This window comes from Serratia sp. KH_031 (genome assembly GCF_057839655.1).
The window spans coordinates 3,287,408-3,301,415 of sequence record NZ_CM174496.1; the positions used below are offsets into that span (position 1 = coordinate 3,287,408).

15 protein-coding genes are annotated in these 14,008 nt (G+C 50.4%); 7 read left to right on the plus strand and 8 right to left on the minus strand.

Annotated elements, in window-relative coordinates:
- Positions 1–154 precede the first annotated feature (154 nt).
- Complete coding sequence (locus tag AC3ISQ_RS14890; protein ID WP_489347145.1) at positions 155–1,357, plus strand: IS256 family transposase; 1,203 nt, start codon at positions 155–157, stop codon at positions 1,355–1,357.
- A 221-nt stretch (positions 1,358–1,578) separates the two neighbouring features.
- Here the strand turns inward: AC3ISQ_RS14890 and AC3ISQ_RS14895 are convergent, their stop codons facing one another.
- The gene (locus AC3ISQ_RS14895) at positions 1,579–1,863 is read right to left on the minus strand and encodes a damage-inducible protein J (RefSeq protein WP_489347722.1); all 285 of its coding nucleotides are present in this window, start codon (positions 1,861–1,863) and stop codon (positions 1,579–1,581) included.
- 58 nt (positions 1,864–1,921) lie between these two features.
- On the minus strand, positions 1,922–2,827 hold the full coding sequence (locus AC3ISQ_RS14900) for a DMT family transporter (protein ID WP_489347724.1): 906 nt from the start codon (positions 2,825–2,827) through the stop codon (positions 1,922–1,924).
- 135 nt (positions 2,828–2,962) lie between these two features.
- Here AC3ISQ_RS14900 and AC3ISQ_RS14905 point away from each other — a divergent pair, with 135 nt between their 5' ends.
- Positions 2,963–3,397: an Lrp/AsnC family transcriptional regulator gene (locus tag AC3ISQ_RS14905; protein WP_489347726.1), complete on the plus strand. Its 435-nt coding sequence runs from the start codon at positions 2,963–2,965 to the stop codon at positions 3,395–3,397.
- On the opposite strand, the gene dinG is transcribed toward AC3ISQ_RS14905, so the two are convergent.
- Positions 3,398–5,599, minus strand: coding sequence for an ATP-dependent DNA helicase DinG (dinG, locus tag AC3ISQ_RS14910; RefSeq protein WP_489347727.1), 2,202 nt, complete (start codon positions 5,597–5,599; stop codon positions 3,398–3,400).
- A 290-nt stretch (positions 5,600–5,889) separates the two neighbouring features.
- Between dinG and ompC the strand changes: the two genes are divergently transcribed.
- On the plus strand, positions 5,890–6,987 hold the full coding sequence (ompC, locus tag AC3ISQ_RS14915) for a porin OmpC (protein ID WP_489347729.1): 1,098 nt from the start codon (positions 5,890–5,892) through the stop codon (positions 6,985–6,987).
- An 87-nt stretch (positions 6,988–7,074) separates the two neighbouring features.
- Here the strand turns inward: ompC and AC3ISQ_RS14920 are convergent, their stop codons facing one another.
- Positions 7,075–7,596 carry a GNAT family N-acetyltransferase gene (locus tag AC3ISQ_RS14920; RefSeq protein WP_489353305.1) on the minus strand — a complete coding sequence of 174 codons (522 nt, stop codon included), beginning with the start codon at positions 7,594–7,596 and terminating at the stop codon, positions 7,075–7,077.
- Between the two features lie 219 nt (positions 7,597–7,815).
- Between AC3ISQ_RS14920 and AC3ISQ_RS14925 the strand changes: the two genes are divergently transcribed.
- From AC3ISQ_RS14925 to AC3ISQ_RS14940, 4 genes are all read left to right on the plus strand, one after another.
- A complete protein-coding gene (locus AC3ISQ_RS14925; protein ID WP_489347731.1) occupies positions 7,816–8,469 on the plus strand; it encodes a helix-turn-helix transcriptional regulator in 654 nt (217 codons plus the stop codon).
- A gap of 30 nt (positions 8,470–8,499) precedes the next feature.
- Positions 8,500–8,985 carry a DUF2878 domain-containing protein gene (locus AC3ISQ_RS14930; RefSeq protein ID WP_489347733.1) on the plus strand — a complete coding sequence of 162 codons (486 nt, stop codon included), beginning with the start codon at positions 8,500–8,502 and terminating at the stop codon, positions 8,983–8,985.
- Positions 8,986–9,075: 90 nt separating this feature from the next.
- Positions 9,076–9,987 carry a drug/metabolite exporter YedA gene (gene yedA, locus AC3ISQ_RS14935; protein ID WP_489347735.1) on the plus strand — a complete coding sequence of 304 codons (912 nt, stop codon included), beginning with the start codon at positions 9,076–9,078 and terminating at the stop codon, positions 9,985–9,987.
- Between the two features lie 205 nt (positions 9,988–10,192).
- Positions 10,193–10,366: a hypothetical protein gene (locus tag AC3ISQ_RS14940; protein WP_489347736.1), complete on the plus strand. Its 174-nt coding sequence runs from the start codon at positions 10,193–10,195 to the stop codon at positions 10,364–10,366.
- A 1-nt stretch (position 10,367) separates the two neighbouring features.
- Here the strand turns inward: AC3ISQ_RS14940 and AC3ISQ_RS14945 are convergent, their stop codons facing one another.
- From AC3ISQ_RS14945 to AC3ISQ_RS14960, 4 genes are read right to left on the minus strand one after another with little or no spacing between them, the layout of a single operon-like run.
- Positions 10,368–11,147: a phosphate/phosphite/phosphonate ABC transporter substrate-binding protein gene (locus AC3ISQ_RS14945; RefSeq protein ID WP_489347738.1), complete on the minus strand. Its 780-nt coding sequence runs from the start codon at positions 11,145–11,147 to the stop codon at positions 10,368–10,370.
- Positions 11,148–11,155: 8 nt separating this feature from the next.
- The gene (locus tag AC3ISQ_RS14950; RefSeq protein WP_489347740.1) at positions 11,156–11,905 is read right to left on the minus strand and encodes an ABC transporter permease; all 750 of its coding nucleotides are present in this window, start codon (positions 11,903–11,905) and stop codon (positions 11,156–11,158) included.
- Positions 11,902–12,837 (minus strand): ABC transporter ATP-binding protein, encoded by a 936-nt coding sequence (locus AC3ISQ_RS14955; RefSeq protein WP_489347742.1) that lies wholly within the window; start codon positions 12,835–12,837, stop codon positions 11,902–11,904. Before AC3ISQ_RS14955 ends, AC3ISQ_RS14950 begins: the two co-directional genes overlap by 4 nt.
- The gene (locus AC3ISQ_RS14960) at positions 12,834–13,994 is read right to left on the minus strand and encodes an ABC transporter permease (protein WP_489347743.1); all 1,161 of its coding nucleotides are present in this window, start codon (positions 13,992–13,994) and stop codon (positions 12,834–12,836) included. The genes AC3ISQ_RS14955 and AC3ISQ_RS14960 overlap by 4 nt, the downstream gene beginning before the upstream one ends.
- Between the last annotated feature and the right edge of the window lie 14 nt (positions 13,995–14,008).

The following is a 14,008-nucleotide window of genomic DNA, read 5'->3' on the forward strand; positions in this document are numbered from 1 at the left end:
TACGCCGCGCTGTATGCAAGACTCGGAGGATTTTCACCTGTGGTGTAGCAAACATATAGATCATGATAAAAGGGAAACGTGGGATCACTAACTTACAGGGAGTGTTAGAAATTCTGTGTCATTCCAGTAAAATACCGACAAAAAGGAATGACACATGTCCCAACCCTTCGATTTCGATAAAGCCCTGAAAGCACTTCAGGATGGTCAGGCACTGACAGGTAAAGATGGCATCTTAACGCCATTAATCAAACAGTTAACCGAAGCTGCTCTGGCCGCTGAACTCGACTCTCATCTGGCTCAAGATATTGCCGTTAACCGTAAAAATGGTTCGTCTAAAAAGACACTAAAAACACCCACTGGTGCCTTTGAACTCGCCACGCCCCGCGATCGTAACGGTACTTTTGAGCCTCAACTCGTGAAGAAGCACCAGACCACGCTTTCCGATGAGATTGAGCGCAAGATCATCCGCATGTTTGCACTGGGCATGAGTTACAAGGATATCAGCCAGGAAATTGAAGACCTGTATGCTTTCAGTGTTTCCAGCGCCACGATCAGCGCCGTCACCGATAAAGTGATTCCTGAGTTGCAACAATGGCAACAACGCCCGCTGGAGACGGTTTATCCCTTCGTCTGGCTGGATGCGATTCACTATAAGATCCGCGAAGACGGGCGTTATCAAAGCAAAGCCGTGTACACTGTTCTTGCGCTGAATCTGGAAGGCAAAAAAGAGATCCTGGGTCTGTATCTGTCTGAAAACGAAGGGGCTAACTTCTGGCTGTCAGTACTGACCGATCTACAAAACCGTGGCCTGAACGACATTCTGATTGCCTGTGTGGATGGTCTGACGGGGTTCCCGGAAGCGATAAACAGTATTTACCCGGATACCGAAGTCCAGCTCTGTGTTATCCATCAGATCCGCAACTCGATTAAATATGTCGCCTCCAAGCACCATAAGGCGTTTATGGCCGATTTGAAGCCCGTTTATCGTGCCGTATCGAAAGAAGCAGCAGAAACGGCGCTGGATGAACTGGAGGCTAAGTGGGGCCAGCAATACCCGATGGTCATCCAGTCATGGCGGAGAAAATGGGAGAATTTGTCACATTACTTCCGGTATCCGGCGACGATCCGTAAAGTCATTTACACCACGAATGCCATTGAATCAGTGCACCGCCAGTTCAGAAAGCTGACGAAAACTAAAGGCGCATTCCCTAACGAAAACAGTCTGTTGAAGCTGCTTTATCTGGGGTTAATGAATGCGCAGGAAAAATGGACAATGCCGATCCAGAGCTGGAATTTGACATTGTCCCAGTTGGCGATTTATTTTGAAGGTCGCCTCGATAAAGTGATTACGTTGTAATGATCTTTTAACGTGACACAGAATTCTGAACGCTCTCAACTTACACAGTTTTTTTGCTCTACCGACCCGGAGACCTACCTCTGGGTTATCACGTAAAATCTCCGCCATCATCTCAAATTTATAATCGACTCTGATCGCAACATTAGCTCCGGCCTCTTGATTCAAATGACGGAAAATACTTTCCCTGTCTTGCAATGCAAGCTTATCCCATTGAACAAAAATCATAATTCCCCTCGCAATGCTTTTTCACGAAGAGCTGCCATATGGTTATTCGCTTCATCATTACTGATGAAACTCACCTGTCCCGCCTCATAACGGCTAAATGCATCTTCAATTTGCTGCTCTAGCCAAACATCATGTTCACTCTCCTTCCGTTTTAGCTCTTCTGTAGCAAGTTCTTCTACTCGCTGACGCATTAAATCGGTCAAGTTAGTATCCAAACGTTCGGCAGCTTTCATTGCCAAACGTTTGATCTCTTCATCGATACGAAAATGAATATTCGACATAATGAGCACTCCGTGTTGTCTTTTGTGTTGTCATTATGGAGAAATAATAACCTAATGACTACACCTTGTGAGAAATAGGTTTGTTTCTCACTTTTACCACGGACTCCCCCAATAAATTCATCCCCGCCGCTGCCAGTAGGATGATCGCGGCACCCACAAGCTGCAACGCCGCCAGTTGATGACCAAATGCCAGCCGATCCACCACCATCGCCGCGATGGGGTAGATAAACGACAGCGAGCCAATCAGGTTAGTGGGTAATTTTTGCAGCGCGCCATACAACAAAACGTACATCACTCCGGTATGCAGCAGACCCAGCGTTGCCAACATCCCCCACTGTTCCGTACTCGTCGGCGAGCTAAAATCGACCAGTGGTAACAGCATCACCACACCGACCACCACTTGAATCAGTGCGATGAGATGCGGTGGCGTTCCTTTCAATCTTTTCGCTGCTAGCGCCATCAATGCATAGAAAAATGCCGCCCCCAGTGCCAGTAAAATCCCCAGCAAATAGCTGCCCTGTCCACCTTGTTGTTTAGGTTGTGCTAACACCACGAAAATCATGCCGATGAATGCCAGCAGCAGCCATAGCAATTTACGTGCTGTTAGTTTTTCTCCCAGAAACAACGCCCCCAAACCCACCAACATAAAGGGTTGAGTGTTATACACGGCGGTAGCGATAGAAATTGAAGCATAAGAATAAGCGGCAAACAGCAGTAACCAGTTGATCACTAAAGCAACACCACCAGCAATCGCCAGTAATAATGTTGTGCGACTGAGAAGGCTACGCCGCAGTTGCCCCAGAGCTCCGCAAATGAGCAGCAGCACTAATGCCCCGATGGCACAACGCCAGAACACCACGTTGATCACCAGTTGGCCGGACATCAAAACGAACCAGCCTATCGAGCCGGAAATCAGCATCGCTGCAATCATCTCTAGCGAGCCGCGTTTTATTTCTACATTCATCGGTGAATCCCCCCTGTGAGCTATACCACTAGCTTGCGATTTTCCTCCAACATTTGCCATGGCATAAAAAAGGACAAAACTCTTAATTGCCTTTATATTTAAGGCATAAATTTAATTTCACCTAACGGAGTCACTATGGATGATATCGATCGCCAGATCCTGAGTTTGTTGACGACAGATGCCCGTATGTCGCTGAAAACGTTGAGTGCCAAAGTGGGTTTATCCTCCCCTAGCACCTCAGAGCGTTTGCGGCGCTTAGAAGAAAATGGGGTAATTCAGGGCTATACCCTAAACGTTAATTTGCAGGCGTTGGGCTATAGTTTTCAGTCATTGGTGCGTATCAAACCGCTGCCGGGGATGCTGAAAAAAGTCGAGCAGATGATCCAAGAAATCCCGGAGGTGATTGAATGCGACAAAGTGACCGGGGAGGATTGCTTCATCGTGCGGCTGGTGGCGCACTCAATGGAACAGCTTGACGAAATTCTCGATCGTCTGGCCGAACGTGCGCAAAGCAACACCTCGATTGTGAAAACGACGCCGGTTAAGCGTCGTTTGCCTCCGCTGTTTTAATTAGCGAGCACGACGACGAGCGAAGGGATTCTTGCGTTTCTTCTCTTTCTTTGCCGCTTCGGCGGCAGATTTCAATGCCGCTTGATGAGCTTTATCGGCTTCTGGAACTTCACGCTGTTCGATAGGAAATACCGGTAACGAAGCCAATAACCGCGAGCCATAACCTTTGGTCAGTAAACGACGATCGTAAATGATGATTTCGCCGTGGCATTCATTACTGCGGATCAAACGCCCAACCTGTTGGATCAAATTAAACGATGCGCTCGGCAAACTCTGTACTTCGAACGGATAACGCTTCAACGATTTCAGCCACTCGCCTTCGGTGAGGATCACCGGGCTGTCGATCGGTGGGAAGGCGATCTTATGAATATGCACCTGCGTGAGTAGATCGCCTTTGAGATCTAACCCTTCAGCAAATGATTGCAAACCGATCAGCACACTGGCGGTGCCCTGTTCAACCCGTTTGCGATGTTCCTCCACCAAGCGGTAACGCGGCTGATCGCCCTGTACCAATAGCATCAAACGCAGATCGGTCACGTAGCTGAGGAAGGTTTGCATCGCCCGATGGCTGCTAAACAGAATCAGCATGCCTTTATGCTGCCCGCCGGCCACTTCCGCACGGAAGCAGCGCGCCATCTCTTCTAAATGCTCCGCCTCGTTCGCTATCGCCGGTTCAAAACGCATCTGTGGGATAACGATTTTACCCTGTTCAACATGGTTAAACGGCGAATCCAACGTAGCAAAACGATCACCCAACTTTTCACTTAAACCGCTCATTTCCTGCAAACGGGAAAAACTATTCAACGAACGCAACGTTGCCGAAGTCACCACCACATGCGGCACTTTGCGCCACAGCAGTTTTTCCAGCTGATCGCTCACGCGAATACCCACGCAATGCATATAGAGGTGGGTAACATTATCGCGTTGTTCGCGTACCACCCATTTAGAGATCGGCGCATTGGAGGATTTCTCTAGCGCCGCTAACCGCCACAATTTGCTCATCGCCTCCAAATAGCCCAGCGTGCGGCTCATCTGGATGATCGAACGATGCAAACGCACGATATCGTGCTTGCCAGTTTGCTCCGTTAAATCATTGAGAAAAAATTCTGCCACACCACGCAAACCATCCGTCAACTTGAACAAGCGAGCGCAGATCTCCACCATTTCGCCCGGCAGTTCGCCCATTTCGAAACGGTATTCGGCAGCCACGCTGTCGCCCGGCAAATAGGCGCTCACCTGATGTTCAAAAGTCTGAATCAGCTCACGCATCTCATCACAGTGATTTTTCAACCGTTCGCTATTGGTCAGTCCGGGAGGATTTTTGGGGCGATACTGCGTCATGCACTGTTCGACCTGACGGACGATCATGTCGAGCTGTAAATTGGTCGAAAGCGCGGTGATTTCACCGTCGATCTCTAACGCATCGCGCGCGACGTCTGGTAAATGATGGCCTTCGTCGAGTACCAACAGCAGCTCTTTCGGGTTGGGCAATACCGATTCGGTTTCCAACGCTGCCATCACGAGTGCATGGTTGGCAACCACCACGTCGGCGGTTTCGATCTCTTTACGCGCGATATAAAACGGACATTCGCGAATATAGTGACAATTGCGCCCCAGACAGTTGGCCTTATCGGTACTGAGTTTGATCCACAGCGGATCGTCGACAGACTTTTGATAATGATCACGCAGGCCATCCCACTCATGCCGACTCAGCGCTTTGGAAAGTTGTTGGCACAGCGCCTGCTCTTCACCGTTGGAAGGCACTAATTCGTCTTCATTGAGATACAGCGTCAGATCGCCCTGCTCGGCAACGTCGGTGCTCATCGCAGCCAAATTACGTGGGCAAACATAGCGCCCACGGCCAAACGCACCGGTAAATTTCAGGTCGGGAATGATCTTTTTCAACAGCGGTAAATCTTTACTGTAGATCTGATCCTGCAATGCCACATTGGCTGTACTGACCACCAGTGGTTTGCTCTCGGCGCGCCCAACGGCGATACCGGGGATCAAATAAGACAGCGTTTTTCCCACGCCGGTTGGCGCTTCAATGGCTAAATGGCGTGGATAGTCACCCGCCAGCGTTTTCGCCACTTCGGCAATCATCTGCCGTTGCGGAGCGCGGGAAATAAAATCTGGTATTTGTTGCTGCAGAGCTTTGTACCATTGGCCAATCTGATCTTTAACTGCAGGGGTGAGCGCCATTCAACTCTTTATCTCAACGAAATGATGCCACCATTGTCCCACAGACTGCCCACGCCGTCAGCCCAAGTTACCGCCAATGTTACCGAGGTGCGGTCGCCACCGCAAAAGTCCTCTGGCGTAGATGAAAACTCGCACCCTTTGTGAATTTTTTAATCATTTGAGATAAACATGAACACTTTGTCATAAATGCATCACACAACCTTGGTAAAAAATCTGCGCTGCGATCAATACAGCAGTCAAAAATAACTGATGATGATAAGCGTCTTTCAATAAATAAAGCAGGGAACACCATGAAACTTAATCGACTGGCCGTTATCATTCCGGCACTTTTAGTTGCTCAGACTACTCAAGCGGCAGAAATCTATAATAAAGACGGCAATAAACTCGATTTCTATGGCCGAGTAAAAGCGCTGCATTATTTCTCTGGCGATGCGGGTAACGATGGCGATAAAACCTATGTTCGTATCGGTTTTAAAGGTGCCACGCAAATTAATGACCAGTTAACCGGTTACGGTCAGTGGGAATATCAAATTGCTGCCAACAATGCCGAAGCCGATGGTGCTAAAGGTTCCAAAACCCGTTTAGGTTTCGCCGGTTTAAAACTTAAGAATTATGGTTCATTCGATTACGGCCGGAACTACGGTATTATTTATGACGTCGGCGCTTGGACCGATATGCTGCCAGAATTCGGTGACGATGCTTACATCAAAACCGATAACTTTATGAATGGCCGTACCAATGGCGTGGCAACCTACCGTAATAACGATTTCTTCGGCATGGTTGATGGCTTGAAATTCGCCGTGCAGTACCAAGGTAAAAACGAGAACGATGGCCGCAGCACCAGCCGCTCCAACGGTGACGGCTTTGGTTTGTCTTCCAGCTATGAAATCATCGATGGTATTAGCGTCGGTGCCGCCTATGCCTCTTCTAACCGTACTGCTGCACAAAAAGCGGGCACTTACGGTACCGGGGATAAAGCCGATATCTGGGCAACCGGTTTGAAATACGATGCAAACGATGTTTATTTAGCGGCGACCTATTCACAGAGCCGTAATATTGTACCAATTTCTGGCGTCGCAACCATTAATAATACCTCTACGCCGGTGAGTGGTTTTGCCAATAAAGCCGAAGGTTTAGAATTAGTCGCTCAATATCAATTTGACTTTGGTCTGCGTCCGTCATTGGGTTACGTGCAGTCGAAAGGTAAAGATATTGAAAATATCGGCGATGCCGATTTGGTTAAATATATTGATGTAGGCGCCTATTACTACTTCAACAAAAACATGTCGACCTATATCGATTATAAAATCAACCAACTTGACAGTAATAACCCACTGGGTCTGAAAAATGACGATGTGGTGGCTATTGCTCTGACCTACCAGTTCTAATTTTCATTGATATAACCACCACTGCAATTTTTAGCTACGGCTCATTCAGTTTTATTTCGCCGGGTGCTGTGCCCGGCTTTTTTATTATCACAATAATTTATACATATAGCTGGTCGAGTCTATTGAAGCACCATCACTCGTGATGGCATATTCAGGGATCACACCAGCCAATTGATATCCCATCAGACGGTACATGCCTTCGGCAGTGTCACCTGTTGCGGTATCCAACACCAGTAAGCGCCGCTGATGTTGCTTGGCGAGTTCTTCTGCTCGCTGCATCAAGCGTCTGGCAATGCCTTGACGACGGGCTTGCGGGTGCACCATCAGTTTCACGATCTCCGCACGATGACGGCCATTGTCCGGCATATCCAACAATAACTGGATGGTTCCCACCACTCGTCCTGTGGCATCGCGGGCGATCAACAATAGCCGCTCATTTCGTTGAACCTCTGGCAGTATACGCCGCCAAAAAGCCGCTGCTTGCTCAACGCTAAATGGCGCCACAAATCCAATACTGGCTCCTTCTAATACGCTGGCTTGTAACACTTCGGCTAATTCAGGCACTGCTTGTTCCGCTGCTACTGCGTCCAACTGCACTATTTCAATTATGTGATGCTCAATCATGTGATGACCTGCAAATAACCAGAGGTGATGGACCGGCTTTGCGCCAGTAGGAGAGAAATTCAGACTGCCCAGAAATACATACCAGCAAACATTCAAGCCGTCAGCAGTAATATTTTGTTTTCAGAGTAATGACATTGAGTTAACAGTGATATTGAGCTAGATTTAACAAGCAATAACTTGGAATAACAAACCTAACGGAACAGTATGGCAAAAATCAATTTGGAAACGAGCGAAGGCTGCACTCAACCGGTCAGTGAGCGCTTAATGACACTGCTGAAAACCCGCGGCCCACAGCAAGCCTCGGAAGCCGGTAAAGTGCTGGGCACTACCGGTGAAGCGGTACGCCAGCAATTCGTCAAACTGGCTAAAGAAGGATGGGTCGAAGCCGTCGCCGAAACCCGTGGCGTGGGTCGCCCAGTGCAGCTTTGGCATCTAACCACCGCCGGTAACGCTCGTTTTCCCGACACCCATGCTGAACTGACAGTGCAATTGTTACGCACCGTGCGTGACAAGCTGGGTGAACAAGCCATTGAGGTATTGATTGATGCCCGTGAACAAGAGACTCGCATTAATTACAAACAAGAGATGATCGGCGCAAACAGCTTACAGGAACGCGTCGCTCGTCTAGCGGCTCTGCGCTGTCGCGAAGGTTATATGGCCGAATGGCAAGCGCAAGATGATGGTTCGTTTTTGCTGTACGAAAACCACTGCCCAATTTGCGCCGCAGCAACGCTGTGTCAGGGATTCTGCCGCGCTGAGTTGAAGATCTTTACCGAGGTACTGCAAGCACAGGTAGAACGTGCGGAACACATTCTATCCGGCGCCAGACGTTGCGCTTATCGCATCTCGCAGCTATAGATTTATCATCAACCTTTTATCAGGGTAAATATGCAGTTACGCGCTGGCTTTTGGCTTATAACACTAGGATTTGCTCTCTATTGGGTGTTGGCAGTCATTGGTCGTGAGCATGTCGACATGCTGTTAACCATCGGTGCTCTATTAGCTCCCTTGCTACCCGCCGCCCGCCAGCGGAAATGGTTGCTGATGGCAGCCCCGCTGGGGATTGCGATGGATGCGGCTTGGCATTATTGCGGTGTACTGCGATTTATAGGTCAACCCTCGCTACCGGTATGGTTGATCGCGCTGTGGGTGACGTTCAGCGGCTGGTGGTATTGGCTATTGCCCCAGTTGAAAGCCGCCATTTTGCCATTAGCGCTGGTCGGTGCCATTGTCGGCCCTGTGACCTATCTGATCGGTTGGCAATTGCAAGCGATTACTCCCGGAGTAACCCCACAAATTATGTTATTAATCATATCGATGGGTTGGGCCGTTTATCTCCCCCTGATCAGCCTCCCCATACTAAAGCAATCCTGAAATAAAGTTGTGATAAGCATTGCTTATCGCCTCACGCTTAGGGTTTACTTTGGGTTCTGTTCTCGCTTCTTTCCTGCCGAATAAAAATCCATGATGAACCCAACTAGCCGTAACGTCCTGCCGTTAATCGGGGCGCTGTTCACGTTATATATCGTCTGGGGATCGACCTATTTCGTCATTCGTTTGGGGGTTGAAAGTTGGCCACCACTGATGATGGCAGGGATTCGTTTCCTGACTGCTGGAGTCATTCTATTCAGTTTTCTGGCACTGCGCGGCCATGCGCTCCCTACTCTGAAACAGTGGTTGGCGGCCGGCACCATCGGCATTTTACTGCTAGCCGTCGGTAATGGCTTGGTCACGGTGGCTGAACATCAACATGTGCCGTCTGGCATTGCGGCGGTCATGGTGGCAACAGTGCCATTATTTACGCTGTTTTTCAGCCTGTTTTGGGGCATACGCAACAGTAAGCTGGAATGGGCAGGTATCGCGCTCGGGTTGGTGGGTATCATTCTGCTCAATACCGGTAATAATCTGGTGGGCAACCCGACAGGTGCGTTGTTGATTCTACTGGGTTCTGCCAGTTGGGCATTCGGCTCAATCTTGAGCTCGCATATTAACCTTCCCGCTGGGCCGATGGCAGGAGCCGCCGAAATGTTGGTTGCTGGCGTGGTGTTATTGGCAGTGAGCTATTTTAGCGGCGAACGACTAACACAAATGCCGACCACCAGTGGTTTCCTAGCGTTGGCTTATTTGATTGTTTTCGGTTCCATGTTAGCGATCAGCGCTTACATGTTCCTGCTGAAAAACGTACGCCCGGCGGTGGCGACCAGCTATGCCTACGTCAATCCGGTGGTTGCGGTGTTGTTGGGTATCGGTTTTGCTGGCGAAACGCTAGGCTCGCGTGAATGGATGGCGCTGGTGATTATTGTCGCCGCCGTGGTGCTGGTCACATTAGGTAAATACCTGTTTGCTCGCCCAGCGAAGCAAGCCGTCACTGAGTAAGCATTAATATACCCAATAGATTTCGAGTTACGGCAAGGCGGCAACTGAATGAATCCCTAGGAGCTTACACCAGTAAGTGACAGGGGTGAATGAAGGCAGGCAACGCAGCAGCAACTTGAAAGATGAAGGGAATAAACGATTCTTGTTTCATTGGCTGAACAGTCTATAATTCCTGCTGTTCTGAGTAACCTGCGAAAATAATCCCATGCTAAAAAAATCTTTCCTCATCGTTATTACCCTATGCGTTATTGGTTCTTTAGGCGGCGTATTTCTTGCCGGGTTGAACATCTATACCCGTTCGACCACACCACAGGAAACCGCGGCGACCACCACCGAAACTCCAGCGGTGACGCCAGCGCCAACCTCGCAAGGGCAATAAATTATAATGCGGTGACGCCCAACCGCGCCGCATCCTGTTCCAACTGGCTGAGTACCTGATAAGTTGACCGTGGCTCCAAGGTAAAATCACCAATAAGTAAGTCTTTACTTACCTGCTCTCCCACCATCGCTAGTGCTCCAGCACGCAATATCGCCAATGTTTCTGCGGACGTGTTGGGGGCGGTAATCAACGGCAAGCCAGGCACAACGGCGGTGCGACCAATAATTTTCAGCCCATTCAATGCCTGCGGATCCGCATTTTTCAGTAGTTGCCAACTGATGCAATCAATGGCGGCGATATCCGCTTGCCCACTCTGGAGCCATTTTATCGACTGATAATGAGCCCCAGAAGCGACAGCCTGATTGAAGAATTTCCCTTGTTCCGCCAACGGAGCCACCAATTCAATCAGGCTGTAATGACCTGACTGCGAATCCGGGTTGTTGTAAGCCGCCACCCGACCACGAAAATCCGCCAACTGATTACCGGGTTCATTATCACGAACTACCAGCCAACTGCTGTAGTTCGGCCCCACACAGCCTTCAACGTGGTAATGGTAAGTACCCACTAACTGCACATGGGGTAAATAATTAATTATCGGGTAACCACACGTTTGGCTGAGCAATAACTCCGGTTCTTGCCAGTGCTGCGCCAGATCCTGCGGCCATGACAACATTGGCGGTAAATCCGTCAGCCCAAGCTGTTGCAGTTTACCTCTCAGCACCCGCCAAAATGCTTCCGCCGCTTGTGGGCCAACACCATACATCGGTAACGATACTTGCATAATTTCCCTCAATAAATAACCGCGCGCCAAGCCGTCAACCAACGCACCCAACGTTCGAATAACATATCGGTGATGATGGCTAATAACGCCACCACCAGTGCCCCTTGAATCACATAAGCGGTATTGAAACCACTCAAGCCAATAATGATCGGCGAACCGAGAGTTTTGCTCCCGACCGTCGAAGCGATGGCTGCGGTACCGATATTGATGATTACCGAGGTACGGATCCCTGCGGCAATGACTGGTGCCGCCAATGGCAATTCAACACGCGTCAGGATCTGCCAGCGGCTCATGCCGACGCCTTCCGCCACTTCACGCGTTGCTTCCGGCACCGAGCCGATACCCGCGAGAGTGCCCTGCAATATTGGCAATAGACCGTACAGTACCAAGGCGATAATCGCCGGTTGCTCACTGAACCCCATAATCGGCACTGCGATGGCTAATACCGCCACCGGCGGGAAGGTCTGTCCCACCGCCACCACGGTTTCGACCAACGAACGGAATACCTGCCCAGCCAGGCGTGTTACCGCAACACCGGCCGCGACGCCAATCACCACCGCAATCAAGCTGGAAACGGCTACCAGCCACAGATGAGCCATCACCAATGAGATAAAACTGTCTTGTTGATAGATAGGCCTTGCCAGATCAGGGAACAGTGCAGCAAACAGCCCATGGAGATGATTCATGCCAAACACCAGCGCCAGCAGTAACGCTATCGCCCACGGCAACGGATCGCGCAACCAGCGCAGCACCTTCATGACAACGCCTGCTGCGCGATAAGATCGCGAAAATGCAGTACGCCCAACTCCGCGCCCTGCTCATCGACCACTGGCAAACATTCGCAGCTACGCGCCACAAACACTGACAGCGCCTCACGCAGCGTCATCGCCGCCGCTATCGGTTCTCCCTCGGCTTGCCCAGGACGCACCCGCTGCGCAACGATACCGAGCGACAACAGCTTGATACCGCGATCGCTTCCGCCAAAGAAATCGCGCACAAAATCGTTAGTGGGTGCAGTCAGTAACTCCAGCGGCGTACCTTGTTGCACCACTCGACCTTGATCCATCAATACGATGCGGTCCGCCAGATTCAGTGCTTCTTCAATATCGTGCGTAACCAAAATGATGGTGCGACCAGAGAGTTGGTGAATACGCGCAATCTCCGCCTGTAAGGTTGCACGCGTCACTGGGTCCAGCGCGCCGAAGGGTTCGTCCATCAACAACACTTCAGGATCGGCCGCTAACGCACGGGCAACGCCGACCCGTTGTTGTTGTCCACCAGACAGCTGGTGCGGGTAGCGCTGACGAAATTGTCCCGGCTCCAGATTCAGCAACTCCATCAACTCCGTCACACGGTCACGGATGCGCGCACGTGGCCACTTCAGCAGTTGCGGGACGGTGGCAATATTCTCTTCCACCGTCCAATGCGGGAACAGGCCAATCGACTGAATGGCATAACCCATACGTCGCCGTAGATCTTGCGCCTTGAAGGTGTAGATCTCTTCATCGGCGAAATAAATCTTACCTCGGTCGTGATCGACCAACCGGTTGATCATCTTCAGGGTGGTGGATTTACCTGAGCCGGAAGTGCCAATCAGCACGGTGAACTCCCCTTTGGCAATATTCAGCGACAGGTTATCAACCGCAGGTTTGCCCTGAAAAATTTTGCTTACTTGCTCAAAACGAATCATCGGCGTGTCACTTCTAGTATTGAAATCATAAATTTAAATAACGAGTCGACAACAACCGCCATCAATACCACCGGGATCACTCCCAGTAATACCAAATCCAGCGCACTGCTGAGCAACCCTTGAAAAACGATGGCACCAAATCCCCCGGCACCAATCAACGCCGCAACCACCGCCATGCCCACGGTTTGCACCGCCAAAATGCGCACTCCGGTTAGGAACAGCGGTAACGCCAACGGCAGTTGTACACGGAGGAAAATCTGCCCACGCGTCAGCCCCATGCCTCGGGCAGATTCAATCACGCTGGCGGGGACACTCTGTAATCCGGCAACCACACTACGCACCAGTGGCAACAAGGCATACAACACTAAAGCGACAATCGCTGGCGCCATGCCAATGCCACTGACACCGAGCTCCGCCAGCCACGGCCACGCAGCGGCTAAACCCGCCAGTGGCGCGATCAACAATCCGAACAACGCAATCGAAGGTACGGTCTGAATAATATTCAGCACCGAAAACACCGGGCGCTGCCAACGATCGGAACGAAAACATAACCAGCCCAGCGGCACGCCAATCAATAGCGCAGGAATTAACGTCGCCAATAGAATGGTCAAATGTTGTACCAAGGCGGCATCGAACACGTCCTGTCGGTTGTAGTATTCCTTCAACAGCGAAATCTGATCTAGTTGATGGCTGAACAGCAAAATTCCCGCCGGGATCACCACCAATAGATTGCCGACGATACGCCACAAATGTGAGGCGGTAATACGCGTCATGGCATCAGCCGCCATCAGTAGGCTCAACGCCATCATCAACCAACACCCCCCGCTCCAAGCGGTGCGCGCTAATTTTGATCCCGTTTGTGCCAATTGAACGGCAGCACTACCGCTCAACCAGAACAACACGGCGAGCAAGGCAGAAGCGGCTACGGCGGTCGCTAACGCATAACCCCGCGTCGCAGGTAACAAGCTGAGCAACGCCAATGCCGCCAGTGGCAGTAATAGCCACAGCGCCGAACCATGTAGGAGGGAAATTAGCGAAATACTTTTGCCAGAAAGCAGGCGATTGGGGGCATAACTCAAAAACGGCAGGCCAAACGCAGCCAGCAGCAACAGGATAAACAACGTTAGTAATACTTTGTTTTTTAAGGCAATAGTCAATGAAACTCTCCAGC